Raw genomic sequence first — 18,844 nt, 5'->3', positions numbered from 1 at the left:
CAGCATGGGGGCGGCCCGTCGCGCGTCAGATCTGCCGGGTCCAGGCGACCACGAGCAGCGCCCGGCCAGCGCGATCGCTACCGTGACCGGGATCGACCACCCCGTAGAGCACGCCGCGCAGCAGCATGAGCAGCACCACCCCGAGCGGGACCAGGGCCGCCGCGCCGAGCAGCAGACTGGCCAGGGCGTGCCCGGTGACGGCCCAACGGCCCGGCTCGCGTCGTGCCGACTCCGTGTCCCGGGTGAGCCACGCGCGCAACCGCCACCACCGCGTGGCGGCACCGTGGTGCCGGCCGGCGAGCGCGGTGAGCGCGACGGGCAGCAGGGTCGCGGCGTACCCGAGGTTCCGACCTGCGGTCGCGACCACCCGCCGGGTCCGCGCCGCCCGGGCGCCGTCGGTTCCGAAAGGGGTACGGGTGGCATCCGTCGTCATCGTGGCTCCCCGGTCTCGACGTGGCGTGCCGGAACGGTAGGACGACGACGGGCTGCGCGGCATCACCCCGGAAAGCCGGCTCCGGCGTCATACCCGGGTACGACGGAAAGGGGCGGCCCGCCGAAGCGGACCGCCCCTTTCAGGTGTTGCTACGTCAGATCCGGGCGCCGGTGGCGGCGTTGAAGGCGTGGCTCTGGCCGGTGCGCGGCTTGACGAAGACGGTTTCTCCCAGCTTCGGCATGCTGCGGCGGTCGGTGCGGACCACGAACCGCTCGTTGTGGCCCTCCAGCGCGGCGTGACCGTAGACGTTCGCGTCCGAGCCGAGGTCCTCGACCAGCTCGACCACGACCGGCATGCCGCCCTCGGTCGGGCTGACCATGTCGCAGTCCTCCGGGCGGAAGCCCACGGTCACCTTGCCGTTGCCACCCTCGGCCTGGGCCGCGGCGACCTGCTCCCGGGTGAGCGGGATGTGCATGTCGGCGAAGGCGGCACCCTGCTCGGTCAGCGGCACCGTCTTGATGTTCATGGCCGGGGAGCCGATGAAGCCGGCGACGAAGACGTTGGCCGGGGTGTCGTAGAGCGCCCGCGGCGTGTCCACCTGCTGGAGCACACCGTCGAGCATGACCGCCACCCGGTGACCCATGGTCATGGCCTCGACCTGGTCGTGGGTGACGTAGACCGTGGTGATGCCCAGCTTCGCCTGCAGCGACGCGATCTGGGTACGGGTCTGCACGCGGAGCTTGGCGTCGAGGTTCGACAGCGGCTCGTCCATGAGGAAGACCTGCGGCTCCCGGACGATGGCGCGGCCCATCGCGACCCGCTGACGCTGACCACCGGAGAGCGCCTTCGGCTTGCGGTTGAGGAACTCCTCCAGCTGGAGCAGCCCCGCCGCCTCCTTGACCCGCCGGTCGATCTCCGACTTCGAGGTCTTGCGCAGCTTGAGCGCGAACGCCATGTTCTCGTACACCGTCATGTGCGGGTAGAGGGCGTAGTTCTGGAAGACCATCGCGATGTCGCGGGCCTTCGGGGGCAGGTGGGTGACGTCGCGGTCGTCGATGTAGATCGCGCCCTCGTCGACGTCCTCCAGGCCGGCGAGCATGCGCAGGCTGGTGGACTTACCGCAGCCGGACGGGCCGACCAGGACGAGGAACTCGCCGTCGCCGATCTCCAGGTCGAGCTGGTTGACGGCGGGCCGCTCGGTGCCCGCGTAGATGCGGGACGCCTTCGCGTAGGTGACCGAAGCCATGACGGTGCTTCCTTTCACCGGCAGGAACGTGCCGGACGATCCGAGTGAAGGAGCGGCCGGCACCGAAGGTGCCAGCCCACGGACGGCTCCTCGGGCAGGCCGCGGTGTCGTCCGTGTCACTGCACGGTAGTGCGGTTCACCCGTACTGCCAAGACGAGAGACAAGGGATGGGACGGGCGGCATACGCATACCGGTCAGTCGGGCACGGGCGGGCATCAATCCCTCCCGCCGCGCGCCACTCGTCGCGAGGAATCGACGTTTGCGGTGCTCCGGGGGCCTGCCGAGCGTGATTTTCGGGCCGCGGTCGCTATGCTGACGTCGACACATGCGCCCCTGTAGCTCAGCTGGCCAGAGCACTCGCCTTGTAAGCGAGATGTCGCCGGTTCGATCCCGGCCGGGGGCTCCAATTCCATCAGGCATTTCGCGGCGGCCGCTCCCATCGGAGGGGACAGCCGGATCAGTAGAGCTGCGGAGGGTCGCCCTTGCGGTCGACCACCGTGCGAACCTGGGCTTCCCACTGCCCGATGAGCTGCCGCCACTCGGGCGACGCCAGATACTCCTCGGTCGGGTCCTCGACATCGAACTCGGGCATGTACGTCCCGACGACGCCACGCTCCAGCAGGCCATCGGCAACGACCTTGCTTTCCCTGAGGATCAGGATCGGCAGCCCCAGCTGGTACGCCATCGCCGGCTCGATGTGCGCCCATGGGCTCGTCAGCCAGACGTCGCTCAGGTCGTAACTCCGTCGGCCGGTCACGTCCGTCAGATAGTTTGCGACCGCGTGGTCGACGTACGTCCGGCGGAACGCGACCGTGATCAGCCCGTTCGACTCACGCATCAGTCTGCGGATCGCCTTGAGCGGGGCGTCCATGTCGTAATCGGTCACTCCGAGGGTGCGGGCCGCGAATCCACGCTCGTCCAGGTAGCCACACAACCGGTCGATGAAACCCTGCTGCTGTTCCCTACACGGCTTCGGATAGCTCAGGAACACCGACGTCTTGAAGGTCTGCCTGGGGGTGCCGTTCATGATCCCCTCCATCGATGCCGGCAGCATGATGGCGGGTACGTTACGCCCCGCGTGGTGGTCCCCGTTCAGCCTTCCGGCCGCCCCGGGGCCCACAGCCGTTCGACCGCCTCGCGCAACTGCTCCAGCGGTCCGTGCTCCCGTACCGCGGGACGCCAACCACGGAAGTCGGCAACCAGCCGGTCTTCCCCCAGCGCCCGCTGGACGTCCCTCATCTCGGTGCCGGGTAACAGGGCGGGGATCAGCAGCCGCCGACCGGTTCGGCGCTCTCGTTCCAGGCAGTAGTCGATCTCTGCCTGCACCCAGCGGCTCGACAGGGCCGCTTCGGAGCAGCAGAGGATCACCGCATCGACGCCGTCCAGCGCCTGCTTGACTGCCGACAGGATGACGTCACCCGGGCTCAGGTCGACCCTGTCCAGGAAGCAGTCGTACTGCCAGCCGTGCAGCTGGTTGTAGAGCCATACCGCGAATTCGCACTGCTCCCAGCTGTAGGAGATGAAGACGCGGTGATCCGGCCTCTGCCGGGTCGGGCAGACGAGGTAACCCGGTGTACGGCAAACCCAGCCGGCGTCGGCGAGCATCCCGGCGAGGCGGTCGTAGTCGACCAGCTCCATCCGTCGGGTCAGGGCGCCGTAGGCCCTGTGGACGTCGCTGCGGAACGTTGAGCGGGTGACGATCGCGGCCTTCGAGACGAGCGATCTGTCTCGGATGCCGTTGATCCGGTCGACCACCTCGATACCCACCGACCCGTCGGCGTGCGGGTCGATCGACAGCAGCATCGCTGCCGCCTCGCCTCCCGCCGGTCGTACCAGCCAGAGGCCGCCGTCATCCCCCAGCTGGTCGAGCTTTACGGCGGTGGCATTCGCCTCGTTCAGGAGCGCCAGGACGGTTCGCTGGAACCCGACCTTCTCGAGGGCCGCCAGCCGCTCCGGCTGTCGTCGTAGGGTGCCGATGAACGCACGGTCCAGCTCGCCGGCGGGCATGATCGTGCCCGTCCGCGCCTGCCACTCCGCGGAAAAGGCCACCTCGTAGGCATCCAGCAGGAGCAGGTCGCGGCGGCGGGTGGACAGGGTGGCTCGTGCTGCCCCTGGCGAGTGGCTGTCGTCCTGTCCGACGTCGATGAAGTCGGCCCCGATGGTCGCCTGCTCGAACGACCACTGCCGGCCCTCCTGGACCAGGGCGAGGCCCTCTACGAGCTTGAACGGGTCAACCTTCACCCAGGCCCAGTTGTACTCGTTGGTGCCCTCGCTGACGTTGGCGGTCGGGTCGTGGACGGCGCCGCTCAGTACGACGAGGCCATCCTCCAGGGTGAGCCCGACCGACTCCGTTCTGCCCCATTCGTAGTGCTGGTGGTAATCCAGGAGCCAACCGGGCCGGTTGGTGGTCTCCATGAGCGCCCCTCCGTTCGAATGGGCAGGCCTGCGGCACGTGGCAGCGCGTGTGACCATCGAAAATGGTATGTGAAGGGCGAGGCCCCCAGCACTGCCGACCGATGTCACGTCTCGCGCCCGGAGCCTCCGCCCGTTGGGACGGAACAGGCGATGGCGGGCCGCCGGCCGGGCTGCCACAGTGCCGTCATGACCAACCTCCCGGCCGGCCACGTCGCCACCACCGGCCCACCCCGCGCCCTGCGGGTCCTGGCCACGCTGGTGGCGTCGCTGGTGGTGGGCCCGGTGCTGCTCCTCTACGGCTGGGTGCTCGCCTTGTTCAGCCCGGAGGTCACCGGCGGCGGCCGGTGTCCCGGGCAGGCCGGCGGGGGAGCCGACAACGGTGCGCTGGTCTGGTCGGTGGCGGCCTCGACGACCGTCGCCGCGCTGCTCTGCTTCTTGTTCGCCCTCGTCCGTCTCCACCGGGGTGGGCGCTGGTGGCCGTGGCTGGTCGCCGCGCTGGTGTTCCTGGCCGTGGGCTTCCCGGTGCTGTCCGGACTGCCGGCCGCCGCCTGGTGCCCGCCGGCGTCCTGACCGGACGGCCTCCGTTCAGTTCCGGATCTCCATGTCGACCACCAGGCCGTCGACCAGCCGGTAGGCGTGTCGGACCGTCCCGTCGGCGATGACCGCGCCGGCCCGGTCCCGCACCAGCTGGTGCACGGTGACGGTGACGCGGCCGTCGGGCTCGACGTCGACGGCCACCGGCCGCACCGTCGGGTCGATCTCGGCCCACTGGCGCGTCCAGTAGTCGGCGACCTCGCGGTGGCCGCGTACGGTGCCGCCCTCCCAGCCGTTGGGCCAGGTCACGTTCGGCGCCAGCGCCGCCAGCAACGTCGGCAGGTCCCGCCGGTTGAAGGCGGCGTAGAGCTGGCTGAAGAACTCGTCCTCTCCCATCCGCCGAGTCTCGCCGCGGGCGGGGCGGCCGGCGACACCGCTTAGCGGTGGGCAGAAAGGCCGGCCGCGCCGCCCGGGTCGGGTCAGCCCCAGTTCTGTGGGGCCGGCTGGCGGGTGGTGGCGTTGATCCGGTTGAAGAAGTTGGTGGTGGCGATCCAGAGGACCAGCGCCGCCAGCTCCTTCTCGCCGAAGTGCCGGGCCGCCTCGTCCCACACCGCGTCGGGCACCGGGTCGCTGCGGTCGGCGAGCCGGGTGGCGGCCTCGGCCAGCGCGAGTGCCGCCCGTTCCGCCTCGGTGAAGTACGGGGTCTCCCGCCAGGCGGCGACGGCGAAGAGCCGCTCCTCGGTCTCGCCGGCCTTGCGGGCCCCGCGCGCCCCGGAGTCGACGCAGGCGCTGCACCCGTTGATCTGGCTCGCCCGCAGGTGGGCCAGTTCGAGGGTGGTGCCGGGTACGCCGGCCGAGTGGGCGGCCTTGTAGAGCAGGTTGATCGCCTTGACGGCGTCGGGGAGCAGCGCCGCCGGGTTCGGGATCCGTGGCTCGAGAGTCATGACGTTCCGTCCTGTTAGGCTGGCCGGCGCCCCTTGCGCCGCCCTTCACCTGGTTGTCGAGCCGACGCCGGGCGGCGTGACAGATGTGACGGCGGTCACTCGCGAAGGGTGGCGAGGGGATGCCCGACACCGACCTGCTGGCCCGGCGCTTCGAGGAGCACCGCCCCCACCTGCGCGCGGTCGCCCACCGGATGCTCGGCTCCCCGGTCGAGGCCGACGACGCCGTCCAGGACACCTGGCTGCGGCTCAGCCGCGCCGACTCCGACGCCATCGAGAACCTGCCCGGTTGGCTGACCACCACCGTCGGCCGGGTCTGCCTCGACCGGCTCCGCTCCGGCAGCGCTCGGCACGAGAACCCGGTGGACGAGCTGGCCGACGAGCCGGCCGGGGTGGCCGACCCTGAGCGGGAGGCGGTGCACGCCGAGTCGGTGGGCCGGGCGCTCGAGGTGGTGCTGACCACCCTCGGCCCGACCGAACGCCTGGTCTTCGTGCTGCACGACATGTTCGCCGTCTCGTTCGAGGAGATCGCACCGGTGGTGGACCGCAGCGCCGCCGCGGTCCGGCAGATCGCCTGTCGGGCACGTCGGCGGGTGCAGGGCCGCTCCACCGATCCGCTCACCGACCCTGGGCGGCAGCGCCGGGTCGTCGAGGCGTTCCTCGCCGCCTCGCGGGAGGGCCGCTTCGAGGATCTGGTGAACCTGCTCGACCCGTACGTCGTGCTGCGCTCCGACGCCACCGCGGTCCGGATGGGCGGCCGGGCGCAGGCGCGGGGCGCCGAGACGGTGGCCGCCTTCTTCAACGGCCGGGCGCAGGGCGCCGTGCCCGCCTTCGTCGACGCCATGCCCGGCGCGGTGGTCGTCGGAGACGGTCAGGTCCGACTGGCGCTCAGCTTCACGGTCACCGACCGGATCATCGGAATCGAGGTGGTGGCCGACCCGGCCCAGCTCGACGGCCTCGACCTGGTCACGGCTCCCGAGTGAGTCGGGCGACCGAGGAGTCGAACCGGGCGCTGCTGCGCGCCCGGGACGCCATGGACCGGGCGTACGCCGCTCCGCTGGACGTCCCCGCGCTGGCCCGGATCGCGCACGTCTCCCCGGCACACTTCAGCCGGACGTTCCGCGCCACCTTCGGCGAGACCCCACACCGCTACCTGCAACGCCGCCGGATCGAGCGGGCGATGGCGCTGCTGGTGGAGACCGACCGGGACGTCACGGACATCTGCTACGCGGTCGGGTTCGGCAGCCTCGGCACGTTCAGTCGGACCTTCCGTGCCGTCGTCGGCGAGTCCCCGAGCGAATTCCGGCGGCGCCGGCCGGCCGTGCCGTCGAACGTGCCGAGCTGCTTCGCCAAGGCCTGGACCCGACCTGTCAGTTTTGGATAAGCACCAGCTCACGGCCGGGTCATAGCGTGTGCGGCATGACGATGAACGCGGTCACCCGCTCCCAGATCTACGTGCTCGACCAGGACGAGGCGCTCGACTTCTACGTCGGCAAGCTCGGCTTCGAGGTGAACACCGACCAGGACCTCGGCTTCATGCGCTGGCTGACGGTCAACCTGCCCGGTCAGCCGGACCGGGAGATCCTGCTGGAGAAGCCCGGCCCGCCGGCGCTCGACCCGGCCACCGCCGGGCAGGTCCGTGAGCTGCTCACCAAGGGGGCGCTGGGCGGTTGGCTGAGCATCACCACCGACGACGCCCACAAGACCTACGAGGACCTGGTCGCCAAGGGCGTCGACATCACCGACGAGCCGACCGAACGGCCCTACGGCATCGACTTCGGCATCCGGGACCCGTTCGGCAACAGGATCCGCATCGGCCAGATGTTCCCCCGCTCCTGACGGGACACCATGGTCGGGGGACGCGGGCTAGCATCGCGTCTCCCGAGGTGCGAGGAGGGACCGTTGGCGGCTCGACTGCTCTACCTGGCCCGGCACGCCGAGCAGGACGGCGACCAGGAAACCCCGGCTGTCGGGCTCTCCGAGCGGGGACGCCGCCAGGCCACGCTGCTCGGTGAGCGGCTGCGCGGCGTACCGTTCGCGGCCGTCCACCACGGCCCGCTGGTCCGGGCCGCGCAGACCGCCGAGCTGGTCGCCCGGTCCCTGCCGGGCATCCCGGTGTACGCCACCGAGCTGGCCGGCGACCACCTGCCGCACGACACCGACCCGGCCGGCCTGCCGTCGGCGTACGCGAAGCTGCTGGCCGGCTACTCCGCGGCCGAGCGGGTCGACGGGCCGCGGGTGACCGCGGCGGCGGTGGACCGGTTCGCCGCCCCGCCGGAGGGTGACGAGGACGTGCTCGAGTTGGTGATCACGCACAGCTTCCTGGTCGCCTGGTTCGTGCGGCACGCCCTGGACGCCCCGCCGGCCCGCTGGCTCGGGCTCAACCACCACAACGCCGGGCTGACCGTGATCAGGTTCGGCTCCGGCGGGCCGCCGAACCTGATCGCCCACAACGACGTCGCCCACCTGCCGCCTGAGCTGCGCGCCACCGGCCTCCCGCCCGACTACCGGATCTGAGCCCGCATCGTCGGGGCCGCCGGGTCAGGCGCGGGGCAGGCCGGCGAGGAGGGTGTCGACCAGCGCCTCGGCGTCGGCGCCCGACAGCGGCCGGCGGGTGACCACCGCCCGCAGCCAGACCGGCCCGAGCAGCAGGTCGGCCAGGAGCAGGTCGTCGACCGGGCCGGTCAGCTCGCCGCGCGCCCGGGCCCGCCCGGTCACCTCGGCCACGTGGGCGCAGTGCTCGCCGAGCAGTTCGTCGGCGAGGCGGGCGAGTTCGGTGTCCGCGCCGGTGTGGGCGAGCACGTCGGCGGCGAGCCGGCCCGGGCCGTCGGCGAAGAACGCGGCCTTCGAGCGGACCAGGGCGACCAGGTCGGCGCGGAGCGTACCGGTGTCGGGCACCGGCAGGCTCCGGGCGATGGCGTGCCGGAAGGTCGCCGCCACCAGCGACGGCTTCGACGGCCACCAGCGGTAGAGGGTGGTCTTGTTGACCCCGGAGCGGCGGGCCACCCCCTCCACGGTCAGGCCGACGTAGCCGTCCTCGGCGAGCAGGGCCAGCACGGCGGCGTGGATCGCCTCGGCGCCGCGGGGGCCGCGGGAGGCGGGGCGTACCCCGGTCATCGGCCGGTGCGGCGCAGCAGCCGCAGCGCCGCGGTCATCCGGCGGGTCCAGGCCGCGGTCTCGGCCGCCGGCCGGTGGTACGCGGGGGCCAGGGCCGGCCCGCGGTGCCGGGCGACGGTCTTGACCCGGGTGAACCGGAGCAGCCCGTCGGCGCCGTGCCGGCCACCGAGGCCGGAGTCCTTCCAGCCGCCCATCGGCGCGTCGATGCTGCCCCAGACGGCCGAGTAGCCGTCGTCGACGTTGACACCGCCCGCGTCGATCCGGGCGGCGACGGCCTCGCCCCGCCGGCCGGAGCCGCTGAACACGGCCGCGTTCAGCCCGTACGCGGTGTCGTTGGCGAGCGCGATGGCCTCGTCGTCGGTGCCGAACCGGTACACCGCGACCACCGGCCCGAAGGTCTCCCCGGCGAACATCCGCATCTGCGGGGTGACGCCGGTGAGCACGGTGGGTTCGAAGACGTACGGGCCGATGTCGGGTCGGTGCCGGCCACCGGTGTGCAGGGTGGCGCCCCGGTCGACGGCGTCGGTGACGTGCGCGGTGACCGTGTCGAGCTGCCGGACCGAGGCGAGGGAGCCCAGGTCGGCACCGAAGTCCCCGCCGACGCCGAGCCGCAGCCGCCCGGTGCGGGCGACGAACCGGCGCAGGAACTCGTCGTGCAGCTTGTCGGCGACGTACACCCGCTCGATCGAGACGCAGAGCTGGCCGGCGCTGGCGAAGCAGGCCCGGATCGCGCCCTCGACCGCCCGGTCGAGGTCGGCGTCGTCGAGCACCAGCAGCGGGTTCTTGCCGCCGAGTTCCAGCGAGGTCGGGACGAGCCGATGCGCGGCCTGGGCGGCGACCTCCCGGCCGACCCGGGTTGAGCCGGTGAAGCAGACCAGGTCGGCGCGGTCGGTGACCAGCGGGCCGACGTCGGCGCCCTCCCCGGCGACGACCTGCCAGAGGGCGGGCGGCAGGCCGGCGGTGACCGCGAGGTCGCGGACCCAGAGCGCGGTGAGCATGGTGGCCGGGTCGGGCCGGTGCACCACCGCGTTGCCGGCGGCCAGGGCGGGCAGCACCTCGGCGACGGCCAGTGACAGCGGGTAGTTCCACGGCGAGATCACCCCCACCACGCCGACCGGAAAGCGCAGCTCGTGGGTGCGGGTCAGCACCGGCAGCGCGCCGGCCCGGCGGCGCGGGCGGAGCAGCCTGGCGGTGCGGCGGGCGTAGTAGCGGGCGTTGATCGCCACGTCGAGGATCTCCTCGACGGCGTGCCGCCGGGCCTTGCCGGCCTCCAGCTGGATCAAATCCAGCCCTTCGGCCTGCCGGTCGAGGACCAGGTCGTGCAGGCGGAGCAGGAACCGGGTGCGCCGGGCGGCGGGCAGCGCGGCCCAGGCGCGCTGGGCGGTCCGCGCGTCGGCGAAGGCGGCGTCGAGGTCGGCCGCCGTGCTCGACGGTACGTCCACGGTCCGCTCGCCGGTCAGCGGAGAGGTGGCGGTGAACGCGGGTCCGGTGCCGCGTACCTGCCCGACGAGGGCGGTCGCGGTGTCCGGCAGCGCGGGGGGCGTGCCCGGGACGGCGGGGTTGCCCTGGACGGGGGCGGCGGTGACGGTCATGCCACCAACGGTAGCGCAACGCAACGGTGCGTTGCTTTGTGAGCTACCGCACGGTGCATCCGCGGCGGCCGGCCCCCGGGCCCCCGGCCGGCCGCCGCGGCGCCGCGCACCCCGCAAGATCACGCTCGAATGCGGAAGTAGTGGCCTCCCCGCGTTGGTGAGGCCACTACTTCCTGGATCGAGCGCGATCTTGCCGGGTGGGCCGGCGGTGGCGGGTGGGGCGGGTGGGGTCAGGCGGACTGGACGGCCTTGACGACGGCCTCGGCCAGGGCGCGGGCCGACTGCGGGTTCTGGCCCGTCACCAGCCGGCCGTCGACCACCACGTGCTCGGTGAAGTTCGGCGCGGGCACGTGCGTGGCGCCGGCCTCGGTCAGCTTGTCGGCGAGCAGGAACGGCACCTCGGCGCTGAGGCCGACGGCGTCCTCCTCGTCGTTGGTGAAGCCGGCGACCCGCTTGCCGGCGACCAGCTGCGAGCCGTCGGTGAGCTTCAGGTCGACCAGGGCGGCCGGGCCGTGGCAGACCGCCGAGACGACGCCTCCGCGCTCGTAGATCGACGCGGCGATCCGGGTCAGCTCCGGGTTGCCGGGGAAGTCCCACATCGTCCCGTGACCGCCCGCGAAGACGATCACGTCGTACCCGGTCGGGTCGACGTCCGCGGCCTTCGGGGTGTTCTCGACGCCCGCGGTGGCGAGGAAGTCGTTCTGGGTCTTGTCGTTCTCGTCCCGGCCGTCCAGCGGCGGCTGGCCGCCTTCGACCGAGACCAGGTCCACGTCCCAGCCGGCTGCGCGGAAGGTCTCCCACGGCTCGGCGGCCTCGCCGACGTAGAAGCCGGTCTCCTTGCCGGTGTTGCCGAGCTGGCGGTGGCTGGTCAGAGCGATGAGTGCACGAGTCATGCCATCCATGCTGGCGCGGAAACCCATAGCCGACCAATAGGCGAATGCCACAGCCGCGATAGGTTTACTGATGTGAAGGTCTCGCTCGACCTGCTGCGCAGTTTCCTCGCGGTCCACCGGTCCGGCTCGATCACGGCCGCCGCCGAGCTGCTCGGCCTGGCCCAGCCGACGGTGACCGCCCAGCTGCGCGCGCTGGAGGAGGCGGTCGGCCGGCCGCTGTTCGACCGGTTGCCCCGTGGCGTCCGGCCCACGCCCGCCGGGGACGAGCTGGCCCGCCGGGTCGCCGACCCCCTGGACCGGCTGGACACCGTGCTCGCCGACGACCGGGACGAGGCGTACCCCCGGACGGTCTTCCTGGGCGGGCCGGCCGAGTTCCTGGCGGTCCGGGCGCTCCCCGCCGTCGCCGGGCTGGTCGCCGAGGGGCTGGAGCTGCGGGTCACCGCCGGGCTGCCGGACGCGCTCCTCGACGACCTGGCCGCCGGGCGGCTCGACCTCGCGGTGACCAGCGTCCGGCCCCGGCGTCGAGGGCTCACCGCCGAGCCGCTCTACGACGAGGAGTTCGTGTTGGTGGGAGCCCCGGTCTGGGCGGACCGGCTGGCCGGCCCGGTGACCCCGGCGGCGCTGCGCGACGTGCCGCTGCTGGCGTACGCGGAGGAGGCGCCGATCCTGCGCCGCTGGTGGCGGACGGTCTTCGACGCCCGGCTGACCCGGACGCCCAGCCTCGTGGTGGCCGACCTGCGGGCGGTGCTCGCGGCCGTGGTGGCCGGGGCGGGGGTGAGCGTGCTGCCCCGCTACCTGTGCCGGGACGACCTCGCTGCCGGGACCGTCCACGAGCTGCTCACCCCGCCGGTGCCGCCGCTGAACACGCTCTTCCTCGCCGCCCGGCCGGTCGCGGCGGGGCGGCGCGAGGTGCAGGCGGTCCGTCGGGCCCTGCTGGCCGCCGCCCCCGACTGACCCGGCCGGCGGCGCGGGGTGCGCCGCCGGCCGGAGGGGTCCTCAGGAGCCGGTGACCCGGACCAGCAGCTCCACCACGGCGGCCGTGACCCGGGCCGAGCCGTCCTCGCCGGGGCAGTCGACGTAGCCGGTCGTCCGCTGCCCGACGGTGAGCCGGTACTCGAACGCGTCCGCGCAGTTGGTCGGGGTGGCGGGGGCGTCGGCCTCGGTGGACAGCCGGGGGTCGGCGAGCAGTTGCCGCAACCGGTCGAGGTCGGCGCCGGCGATCCGCCCGGTACGCCGCGAGCCGGCCCCCTCGACGGTCCAGCTGCCGTCCGGCTCCACGGTCACCGTCTCCTCGCGACCGGCGAAGCCGCCGGAGCGGACCAGCACCACCCGCTGGGCGCTCGCCGGGGTGCCACCGGCCGGGGCCGGGGTGGTCCGCGTCGGTCCGGTGGTGGCCTCCGGTGTCGGGGTGGCGCTGCCGGGCGTGGTCGTCGGGCTCGCTTCGGGGCTGCTCGTGACCGTGGTGGAGGGAGATGTCGCCGCTGGTCCGGCCGGTCCGTTGGCTGAGCAACCGCTCAGAATCATCACCATCACAGCGATCTTGACAACTGTCCTCGGGGCTGGTGTCATGCCTCGTCGGACGTGTGGCGACGCCCCTCGGTTCCCGCCAACCTGGGCCGCCTCGTACGAACGGCCACTGTCGCCGACCAGAAGTGCTCCCCCCTCTTCTCTTTTCGTCGGTGTATCAGTATATCTACATGCGTGACTACCCCCGTCACACCTTCCCCCCTTCAGGAGGGCACGTGAAAAGACCCCTCGCCGCCGTCAGTGCAGCGCTGCTCACCAGTGGCGTGCTGACCTGCGTCGCCACCCCCGCGGCGCAAGCGGCAACCCCGAGCACCCCCGCTCCCGCCCCGTCCGCCGCAGCACGCGCTGAGAGCCTCCTCGCCAGCAACCCCGGTGCCGTCCAGGGCACCAGCGGTGAGGCCTACCAGGCGTACCGGACGAAGGTGGACGCGAACGGTGCGGCGCACACCCGCTACACCCGGACCTACCACGGCCTGCGCGTCTACGGCGGTGACTTCGTCATCCACACCGCCCCCAACGGCGCGTACGCCGGCACCTCGGTCGGTCTGGCCGCCCCGCTGACCCTCGCCACCGCCGCCAAGGTCACCTCGGCCGCCGCCAAGGAGACCGCCCGGAAGACCTTCAAGGGTTCGCTCGCCGCCGTGGGCGCCCCGGAGCTCTTCGTCGACGCCAGCTCCGGCAAGGGCCGGCTGGCCTGGGAGACCGTCGCCACGGGCTTCAAGGCCGACAAGCAGACCCCGTCGAAGCTGCACGTGATCACCGACGCCGTCACCGGCAAGGTGGTCGGCTCGTACGACGAGATCGAGTCGGTCGCCGGCACCGGCAACGGCATCTACACCGGCACGGTCAGCATCGACACCACGCTGTCGGGCAGCACCTACTCGATGGTGGACCCGTCGCACGGCAACGGCCGCACCTGCGACATGAACAACACCACCTCGGGCACCTGCACCACCTTCACCGACGCGGACAACACCTGGGGCACCGGCAGCAACTCCAACCGGCAGTCCGCCGCGGTGGACGCGCACTTCGGCGCCGCCAAGACGTTCGACTACTACAAGAACGTCCACGGCCGCAACGGCATCTTCGGCAACGGCACCGGCGTCCCCAGCCGGGTGCACTACGGCAGCAACTACGTCAACGCCTTCTGGGACGGCTCCCAGATGACCTACGGCGACGGCTCCAGCAACGCCAAGCCGCTGGTCTCGCTCGACGTGGCCGGTCACGAGATGAGCCACGGCGTCACCGAGAACGTGGTCCCCGGCGGCCTCACCTACTCCGGTGAGTCCGGCGGCCTCAACGAGGCCACCAGCGACATCTTCGGCAACATGGTGGAGTTCTACGCCAACGCGCCGAGCGACCCGGGCGACTACCAGGTCGGCGAGAAGATCAACATCAACGGCAACGGCACGCCGCTGCGCTACATGTACAACCCCTCGCTGGACGGCTCGTCCGACAGCTGCTGGACCACCAGCACCAAGAACAAGGACGTGCACTACTCGTCCGGCCCGGCCAACCACTTCTTCTTCAACCTGGCCGAGGGCACCGGCGCCACCTCGTACGGCACCTCGCCGGTCTGCGGCTCCGCCCCGGCGGTGACCGGCATCGGCCGCGCCAAGGCCGAGAAGATCTGGTTCCGGGCGCTCGACGTGTACTTCACCTCCAACACGTCGTACGTCAACAACACCACCCCGTCGAACACCGCCCGGGCGTACTCCCTGCGGGCGGCGACCGACCTCTACGGCAACTGCTCCGCCGAGTACAAGGCGGTCCAGGCCGCCTGGACCGCCGTCGCGGTCTCCGGCTCCGACGCGCCCTGCTCGTCGACCGGCAACGACTTCTCCGTCTCGCTCTCCCCGACCTCCGGCTCGGTGACCGCGGGCGGTTCCGTCTCCAGCACCGTGTCGACCGCGACCACCGCGGGCACCGCGCAGACCGTGTCGCTCTCCGCGTCCGGCCTGCCGAGCGGCGCGAGCGCGTCGTTCAACCCGACCTCGGTGACCTCGGGCGGCTCGTCCACCCTCACCATCACCACCTCGTCGGCCACCCCGGCCGGCACCTACTCGGTGACCGTCACCGGCACCGGCGCGGTGACCCACACGGCCACCTACACGCTGACCGTCAACGGCACCGGCGGTGGCTGCACCGGCGCCGGCCAGAAGCTGGGCAACCCCGGCTTCGAGTCCGGCAACACGGTCTGGTCGGCCACCTCGGGCGTCATCACCAGCTCGGCCAGCCAGCCGGCCCGCACCGGCTCGTACAAGGGCTGGCTGGACGGGTACGGCAGCACCCACACCGACACGCTGTCCCAGGCGGTGAGCCTGCCGTCCGGTTGCAGCTCGTACAACTTCTCCTTCTACCTGCACATCGACACGGCCGAGACGACCTCCAGCGTCGCGTACGACACGCTGAAGGTGCAGGTGCTCAACTCGTCCGGCACGGTGCTGGCGACCCTGGCGACCTACTCGAACCTGAACAAGGCCACCGGGTACACCCTGCGGTCGTTCTCGCTGGCCTCGTACGCCGGCCAGACCGTCACCCTGAAGTTCACCGGCACCGAGGACGCCTCGCTGCAGACGTCCTTCGTGGTCGACGACACCGCGGTCAACGTCTCCTGACCTGACCCGGTGCCGGCGGGCCCGGCGGCCACCCACCCGGGTGGTCGTCGGGCCCGCGCCGTTATGGTCGGGCCCGGGACCAACCAGGGAGAGCGCATGTCGGACGCGGAACTGACCGTCACGGTGACCGGGCCGGTGGCGACGGTGACCATCCACAACCCGGCCCGGCGCAACGCGATGACCGCCGCGATGTGGCGGCAGCTGCCGGTCCTGCTGGACGGCCTGGAGGCCGACCCGGCGGTCCGGGCCCTGGTGCTCACCGGCGCGGGCGGCACCTTCTGCGCCGGCGCCGACCTCGGTGACCTGGACGAGCTGCTGGACGCCGGTGACGCGAGCATCGCGGTGACCGCCGAGGAGCGGCTGGCCGGCTTCGCCAAGCCCACCGTCGCCGCGATCGAGGGGGCCTGCGTGGGCGGCGGCTGCCAGCTCGCCGTCGCCTGCGACCTGCGGATCGCAGCCGAGGGGGCCCGGTTTGGCGTACCGCCGGCCCGGCTGGGGCTGGTCTATCCGGCGCCGACCACCCGGCGGCTGGCCCGGCTGGTCGGCCCGGCCACCGCCAAGTACCTGCTCTTCACCGGCGAGCTGATCGACGCGGACCGGGCGCTGCGGACCGGCCTGGTCGACGAGCTGCTGCCGCCGGACCGCCTCGCCGAGCGGGTCGACGGGATCACCGCCGCCGTCGCGGTCCGCTCGCAGCTCACCGTGGCCGCCGCGAAGGAGATCGTCGACGACCGGGCCGACGACGCCCGGATCGCCTGGTGGCACGGGCAGGTCCGGGCCAGCGGCGAGGCCCGCGAGGGGGTGGCGGCGGCCAACGAGCGCCGGCCGCCGCGCTTCGGCTGGGCGCCGCCCGGCCGGCACTGACCGCCGTTTGCCCGACCCCCGTCGATGGGTACGTCCGCCGTCGACGAACGGGGGTCCATCATGGACGACAGTGAACAGGGGCGGATAACCCGCGGGCGGCGGCGGTTCCGGTTGCTGCTGATCGGCGCGGGACTGGTGGCGGCGATCCTCGGGTTCGTCATCGGGGCGGTCACCGGCGGGGACGAGCTGCCGGGCTGGCGGGGAGACCCGCCCGGCTGGGCGGAGAACCTGGGTCTGGGCATGGTGGCGCTCGGGCTGCTCGGTGACGTCGGCCTGCTGGTGTACGGCCACCGCAGCGGCCGGCTCAAGGCCAACCGGGAGTCCCGGCTCTGGGCGTTGAGCTGGTCGCGCCGCCGGGAGCTGGCCCGGAAGATCCGCCGCAACGAGCCCGCGGCCGGGGAGGACCCGGCGGTGCTGCGGAACGTCGCCGGGCAGATGGCCGCCAACCGCTGGCTGATCTGGGTGTTCGTCTGCCTGATGCTGGTCTTCGGCGGGCAGGCGCTGTCCAGGTACTCCTGGTTCTGGCTGGCGTTGACGCTGGCGATGGCGGCGATCTTCGTCGTCGCCGCGATCTCGGTCCTCCGGGACGCCCGCCGGGCCGAGGCGTTCCTGGCGGCGCACCCGGCGGACTCCGTGGACTGAGTAAGAGGGCCGGCGGGCGCCGCGCCGGAGGCGTACCTCCGACGCGGCCCCCTGTGCCCGCCGGCCGGTCCCGGTCAGCGCCCGACCAGCGCCACCCAGCTCGGCGTCGCCGGCTCCCGGCGCAGCGGCATGCCCGCCTCGGCCGGGGTCCGGTCACCCTTGCGCTGGTTGCAGCCGTAACAGGCGGCCGTGGTGTTCTTCCAGGTGTTGCGCCCGCCCCGGGAGCGGGGGAGCACGTGGTCCACGGTGGTGGCGAGGGCCCCGCAGTAGGCGCAACGGTGGCCGTCGCGGCGCAGCACCCCGGCCCGCGACCAGCCCGGTCCGGCGCTGAACCGCCAGCGGGTGACCACGTACCGGACCAGGCGGACCACCCGGGGCATCGGGTAGACGCCGATCACCCGGTCCGGCTCCGCCTCGTGGATCTCGGCGACCCGACGGCAGATCATCCGGATGGCGTGTTGGACGGTGACCCGGTGCAGCGGGCCGAGGTCGGCGTTGATGACGAGGACGGCGTCCACCGGGCTCTCCCTTCGCTGGCGGTGGCGCCCCGGCGCCGGTCGGCGGCGGGACGGGCGGGCCGGTCCCGGGTAGCAACGAGCCGCCCGGGGACGCGCTGGTCCGGGCGGCTCGACACGTCGGCTGGCCTGCGTGATCACGGTAGGCGTGGCCGGGAGGGGCGGCAACGCATTTCGATGCGATCGCGGCCGGCCCGGTTCGTCGTGGTCCGGGCTACCGTCGCGCCCCGGCCCGCCACAGCGGTTCGGTCACCCGGTCGACCATCTGGACGATCAGTTCGGCGTCCAGCAGCGGGCGGTTGACCTGGCCGGCGACGGCGAGCGCGGGTCGGGAGACCGACCGCCAGATCGCGGCGAGGCCGCCGCCCAGGCCGACCAGCGCGATCGCGGCCCGGGTGGTGGGCGAGCCGCTGGCCGCCAGGGCGCTCACCCCGACCACGGCGAGCAGGGCGGCCAGCAGCGGGACCAGCACCGGCCGGAAGATGCCGCGGACCGCCTCCGTGACCAGCCGCCGGTCCCGGATGACCAGGCGCCGTGCCACCACGGCGTAGTCGTCCTCGTCGAGCAGGTCGCGGGGGTCCAGCTCACCGGTGAGTACGCCGCGCCACAGCTCGCCCTGATCGCGTACGGCGGTGGCCAGCTCCCGGACGGTCGGCGTGCCGGGCGGCCCGGCGGAGGTTGCGGCGTCGACGGCCGTCGTCCAGGCGGCCAGGGAGCCGCGGACCACCTCGGCGGAGAACGGCGGCAGCGCGCTGGCCAGCGTCCGCAGCCAGCGGGAGAGCTGCGCCTGCCGCCCGTTGAAGCGTGGCGTCAGCGGCTCCAGCTCGCAGTTGCGGACGGTGTCGGCCAGCGACCGGCCCAGCCGGTACGCCAGCCCCACCCGGTGGTCGGTCGCCATCGTCCAGCGCAGCACGTCCATGTTCAGCTCGTCGAGCGCCGACAGCAGTTCCGCGGCGTCCTCGGCCCACGGCGGTCCGGCCCGGTCGAGCCGGGACCGCGCCGCCGACGTGCTCGGCTGCGGCCGACCGTCGGCGGTCGACGCGGCGATCCGGGCCAGTGCGACGTCCACGCCGTCGAGATACATCCGCAGCCGGCCGGCCACCGGCATCTCGGTGAAGTTCGCCAGCTTGCGGGGCGGCTCCGGCGGCGAGCCGTCCCCGCCCTCGGGCGACCAGGCGTACGGGTGCAGCACGGTGTGGAAGGCGTCGGCCAGCCACCAGCCCAGGTGCAGCGCGGTCACCACGGCGGGTCGCTCGTGGCCGCCCCGGTCGTCGTCGGACGGGGCCTCCCACCGCAGCTGATCGGCTGGCTGCACGGACCTCCCTCACCTGACCGGCCGCCCGCTCTGTCCGGGCGGGCACCATCACACCGATCCGGATAATTGTAACCAAACCGGTATATGGTCGAGGGGCAACGAGGGAACGAGCGCGATACCTCAGAGGTATCAAAATGACTCTGAGGTATCGCGCTCGAAAGAGTGATGCGCCGCCGACTGGTGCGAGGCCCG

General features: G+C 72.7%; 21 protein-coding genes and 1 tRNA gene. 10 read left to right on the top strand and 12 right to left on the bottom strand.

What is annotated here, in order from left to right:
• Positions 1–25: 25 nt before the first annotated feature.
• The gene (locus tag GA0074704_RS00900; protein WP_157743567.1) at positions 26–433 is read right to left on the bottom strand and encodes a hypothetical protein; all 408 of its coding nucleotides are present in this window, start codon (positions 431–433) and stop codon (positions 26–28) included.
• Positions 434–587: 154 nt separating this feature from the next.
• On the bottom strand, positions 588–1,679 hold the full coding sequence (locus GA0074704_RS00895; RefSeq protein ID WP_088968725.1) for an ABC transporter ATP-binding protein: 1,092 nt from the start codon (positions 1,677–1,679) through the stop codon (positions 588–590).
• Between the two features lie 329 nt (positions 1,680–2,008).
• On the opposite strand from GA0074704_RS00895, the gene GA0074704_RS00890 reads away from it, so the two are divergent.
• Positions 2,009–2,085 (top strand) — tRNA-Thr (locus GA0074704_RS00890).
• A 51-nt stretch (positions 2,086–2,136) separates the two neighbouring features.
• Here GA0074704_RS00890 and GA0074704_RS00885 read toward each other — a convergent pair.
• Positions 2,137–2,706 (bottom strand): hypothetical protein, encoded by a 570-nt coding sequence (locus tag GA0074704_RS00885; RefSeq protein WP_088973363.1) that lies wholly within the window; start codon positions 2,704–2,706, stop codon positions 2,137–2,139.
• Between the two features lie 65 nt (positions 2,707–2,771).
• On the bottom strand, positions 2,772–4,094 hold the full coding sequence (locus tag GA0074704_RS00880; RefSeq protein ID WP_157743566.1) for a toll/interleukin-1 receptor domain-containing protein: 1,323 nt from the start codon (positions 4,092–4,094) through the stop codon (positions 2,772–2,774).
• A 186-nt stretch (positions 4,095–4,280) separates the two neighbouring features.
• Between GA0074704_RS00880 and GA0074704_RS00875 the strand changes: the two genes are divergently transcribed.
• The gene (locus GA0074704_RS00875) at positions 4,281–4,664 is read left to right on the top strand and encodes a hypothetical protein (RefSeq protein WP_088968723.1); all 384 of its coding nucleotides are present in this window, start codon (positions 4,281–4,283) and stop codon (positions 4,662–4,664) included.
• Between the two features lie 15 nt (positions 4,665–4,679).
• On the opposite strand, the gene GA0074704_RS00870 is transcribed toward GA0074704_RS00875, so the two are convergent.
• Positions 4,680–5,024: a nuclear transport factor 2 family protein gene (locus GA0074704_RS00870; RefSeq protein ID WP_088968722.1), complete on the bottom strand. Its 345-nt coding sequence runs from the start codon at positions 5,022–5,024 to the stop codon at positions 4,680–4,682.
• An 83-nt stretch (positions 5,025–5,107) separates the two neighbouring features.
• Positions 5,108–5,572, bottom strand: coding sequence for a carboxymuconolactone decarboxylase family protein (locus GA0074704_RS00865; RefSeq protein ID WP_172880313.1), 465 nt, complete (start codon positions 5,570–5,572; stop codon positions 5,108–5,110).
• 119 nt (positions 5,573–5,691) lie between these two features.
• Here GA0074704_RS00865 and GA0074704_RS00860 point away from each other — a divergent pair, with 119 nt between their 5' ends.
• The 4 genes from GA0074704_RS00860 (at position 5,692) to GA0074704_RS00845 (ending at position 8,086) form a co-directional block, all read left to right on the top strand.
• A complete protein-coding gene (locus GA0074704_RS00860) occupies positions 5,692–6,552 on the top strand; it encodes a sigma-70 family RNA polymerase sigma factor (protein WP_088968721.1) in 861 nt (286 codons plus the stop codon).
• The gene (locus tag GA0074704_RS00855; protein ID WP_172880311.1) at positions 6,549–6,953 is read left to right on the top strand and encodes a helix-turn-helix domain-containing protein; all 405 of its coding nucleotides are present in this window, start codon (positions 6,549–6,551) and stop codon (positions 6,951–6,953) included. Before GA0074704_RS00860 ends, GA0074704_RS00855 begins: the two co-directional genes overlap by 4 nt.
• 35 nt (positions 6,954–6,988) lie before the next feature.
• Complete coding sequence (locus GA0074704_RS00850; RefSeq protein ID WP_088968720.1) at positions 6,989–7,408, top strand: VOC family protein; 420 nt, start codon at positions 6,989–6,991, stop codon at positions 7,406–7,408.
• 63 nt (positions 7,409–7,471) lie between these two features.
• Complete coding sequence (locus GA0074704_RS00845; RefSeq protein WP_197697581.1) at positions 7,472–8,086, top strand: histidine phosphatase family protein; 615 nt, start codon at positions 7,472–7,474, stop codon at positions 8,084–8,086.
• Between the two features lie 24 nt (positions 8,087–8,110).
• Here GA0074704_RS00845 and GA0074704_RS00840 read toward each other — a convergent pair whose 3' ends face one another.
• The 3 genes from GA0074704_RS00840 to GA0074704_RS00830 form a co-directional block, all read right to left on the bottom strand.
• Positions 8,111–8,686: a TetR/AcrR family transcriptional regulator gene (locus tag GA0074704_RS00840; protein ID WP_088968718.1), complete on the bottom strand. Its 576-nt coding sequence runs from the start codon at positions 8,684–8,686 to the stop codon at positions 8,111–8,113.
• Positions 8,683–10,278 carry a succinic semialdehyde dehydrogenase gene (locus tag GA0074704_RS00835; protein WP_088968717.1) on the bottom strand — a complete coding sequence of 532 codons (1,596 nt, stop codon included), beginning with the start codon at positions 10,276–10,278 and terminating at the stop codon, positions 8,683–8,685. The genes GA0074704_RS00840 and GA0074704_RS00835 overlap by 4 nt, the downstream gene beginning before the upstream one ends.
• A 230-nt stretch (positions 10,279–10,508) precedes the next feature.
• On the bottom strand, positions 10,509–11,171 hold the full coding sequence (locus GA0074704_RS00830) for a type 1 glutamine amidotransferase domain-containing protein (RefSeq protein WP_231926720.1): 663 nt from the start codon (positions 11,169–11,171) through the stop codon (positions 10,509–10,511).
• A 72-nt stretch (positions 11,172–11,243) separates the two neighbouring features.
• Here GA0074704_RS00830 and GA0074704_RS00825 point away from each other — a divergent pair, with 72 nt between their 5' ends.
• Positions 11,244–12,125 carry a LysR family transcriptional regulator gene (locus GA0074704_RS00825; protein ID WP_088968716.1) on the top strand — a complete coding sequence of 294 codons (882 nt, stop codon included), beginning with the start codon at positions 11,244–11,246 and terminating at the stop codon, positions 12,123–12,125.
• A 42-nt stretch (positions 12,126–12,167) separates the two neighbouring features.
• Here GA0074704_RS00825 and GA0074704_RS28645 read toward each other — a convergent pair whose 3' ends face one another.
• Entirely contained in the window at positions 12,168–12,701 is a 534-nt protein-coding gene (locus GA0074704_RS28645) for a hypothetical protein (protein ID WP_157743565.1), read from the bottom strand.
• 212 nt (positions 12,702–12,913) lie between these two features.
• On the opposite strand from GA0074704_RS28645, the gene GA0074704_RS00815 reads away from it, so the two are divergent.
• From GA0074704_RS00815 to GA0074704_RS00805, 3 genes are all read left to right on the top strand, one after another.
• The gene (locus GA0074704_RS00815) at positions 12,914–15,316 is read left to right on the top strand and encodes a M4 family metallopeptidase (protein ID WP_088968714.1); all 2,403 of its coding nucleotides are present in this window, start codon (positions 12,914–12,916) and stop codon (positions 15,314–15,316) included.
• 96 nt (positions 15,317–15,412) lie between these two features.
• The gene (locus GA0074704_RS00810; RefSeq protein WP_088968713.1) at positions 15,413–16,180 is read left to right on the top strand and encodes an enoyl-CoA hydratase/isomerase family protein; all 768 of its coding nucleotides are present in this window, start codon (positions 15,413–15,415) and stop codon (positions 16,178–16,180) included.
• 60 nt (positions 16,181–16,240) lie between these two features.
• A complete protein-coding gene (locus GA0074704_RS00805) occupies positions 16,241–16,822 on the top strand; it encodes a hypothetical protein (RefSeq protein ID WP_157743564.1) in 582 nt (193 codons plus the stop codon).
• A gap of 74 nt (positions 16,823–16,896) precedes the next feature.
• Here GA0074704_RS00805 and GA0074704_RS00800 read toward each other — a convergent pair whose 3' ends face one another.
• On the bottom strand, positions 16,897–17,340 hold the full coding sequence (locus tag GA0074704_RS00800; RefSeq protein WP_088968711.1) for an HNH endonuclease: 444 nt from the start codon (positions 17,338–17,340) through the stop codon (positions 16,897–16,899).
• Between the two features lie 211 nt (positions 17,341–17,551).
• Positions 17,552–18,652 (bottom strand): hypothetical protein, encoded by a 1,101-nt coding sequence (locus tag GA0074704_RS00795; protein WP_088968710.1) that lies wholly within the window; start codon positions 18,650–18,652, stop codon positions 17,552–17,554.
• Positions 18,653–18,844: the final 192 nt, after the last annotated feature.

This window comes from Micromonospora siamensis, from assembly GCF_900090305.1.
GTDB classification, from domain to species: Bacteria; Actinomycetota; Actinomycetes; order Mycobacteriales; family Micromonosporaceae; genus Micromonospora; species Micromonospora siamensis.
The sequence above is the reverse complement of the archived record's forward strand: the minus strand, read 5'-3'. Positions and strand labels throughout refer to the sequence as shown.

Excerpts from the sequence above, each read along its gene's own strand:
- GA0074704_RS00865 (WP_172880313.1), bottom strand. The coding sequence starts at position 5,572 with ATGACTCTCGAGCCACGGATCCCGAACCCGGCGGCGCTGCTCCCCGAC.
- GA0074704_RS00880 (WP_157743566.1), bottom strand. The coding sequence starts at position 4,094 with ATGGAGACCACCAACCGGCCCGGTTGGCTCCTGGATTACCACCAGCAC.
- GA0074704_RS00840 (WP_088968718.1), bottom strand. The coding sequence starts at position 8,686 with ATGACCGGGGTACGCCCCGCCTCCCGCGGCCCCCGCGGCGCCGAGGCG.
- GA0074704_RS00835 (WP_088968717.1), bottom strand. The coding sequence starts at position 10,278 with ATGACCGTCACCGCCGCCCCCGTCCAGGGCAACCCCGCCGTCCCGGGC.
- GA0074704_RS00900 (WP_157743567.1), bottom strand. The coding sequence starts at position 433 with ATGACGACGGATGCCACCCGTACCCCTTTCGGAACCGACGGCGCCCGG.
- GA0074704_RS00850 (WP_088968720.1), top strand. The coding sequence starts at position 6,989 with ATGACGATGAACGCGGTCACCCGCTCCCAGATCTACGTGCTCGACCAG.
- GA0074704_RS00875 (WP_088968723.1), top strand. The coding sequence starts at position 4,281 with ATGACCAACCTCCCGGCCGGCCACGTCGCCACCACCGGCCCACCCCGC.
- GA0074704_RS00805 (WP_157743564.1), top strand. The coding sequence starts at position 16,241 with ATGGACGACAGTGAACAGGGGCGGATAACCCGCGGGCGGCGGCGGTTC.
- GA0074704_RS00895 (WP_088968725.1), bottom strand. The coding sequence starts at position 1,679 with ATGGCTTCGGTCACCTACGCGAAGGCGTCCCGCATCTACGCGGGCACC.
- GA0074704_RS00810 (WP_088968713.1), top strand. The coding sequence starts at position 15,413 with ATGTCGGACGCGGAACTGACCGTCACGGTGACCGGGCCGGTGGCGACG.
- GA0074704_RS00870 (WP_088968722.1), bottom strand. The coding sequence starts at position 5,024 with ATGGGAGAGGACGAGTTCTTCAGCCAGCTCTACGCCGCCTTCAACCGG.
- GA0074704_RS28645 (WP_157743565.1), bottom strand. The coding sequence starts at position 12,701 with ATGGTGATGATTCTGAGCGGTTGCTCAGCCAACGGACCGGCCGGACCA.
- GA0074704_RS00860 (WP_088968721.1), top strand. The coding sequence starts at position 5,692 with ATGCCCGACACCGACCTGCTGGCCCGGCGCTTCGAGGAGCACCGCCCC.
- GA0074704_RS00885 (WP_088973363.1), bottom strand. The coding sequence starts at position 2,706 with ATGAACGGCACCCCCAGGCAGACCTTCAAGACGTCGGTGTTCCTGAGC.
- GA0074704_RS00830 (WP_231926720.1), bottom strand. The coding sequence starts at position 11,171 with ATGACTCGTGCACTCATCGCTCTGACCAGCCACCGCCAGCTCGGCAAC.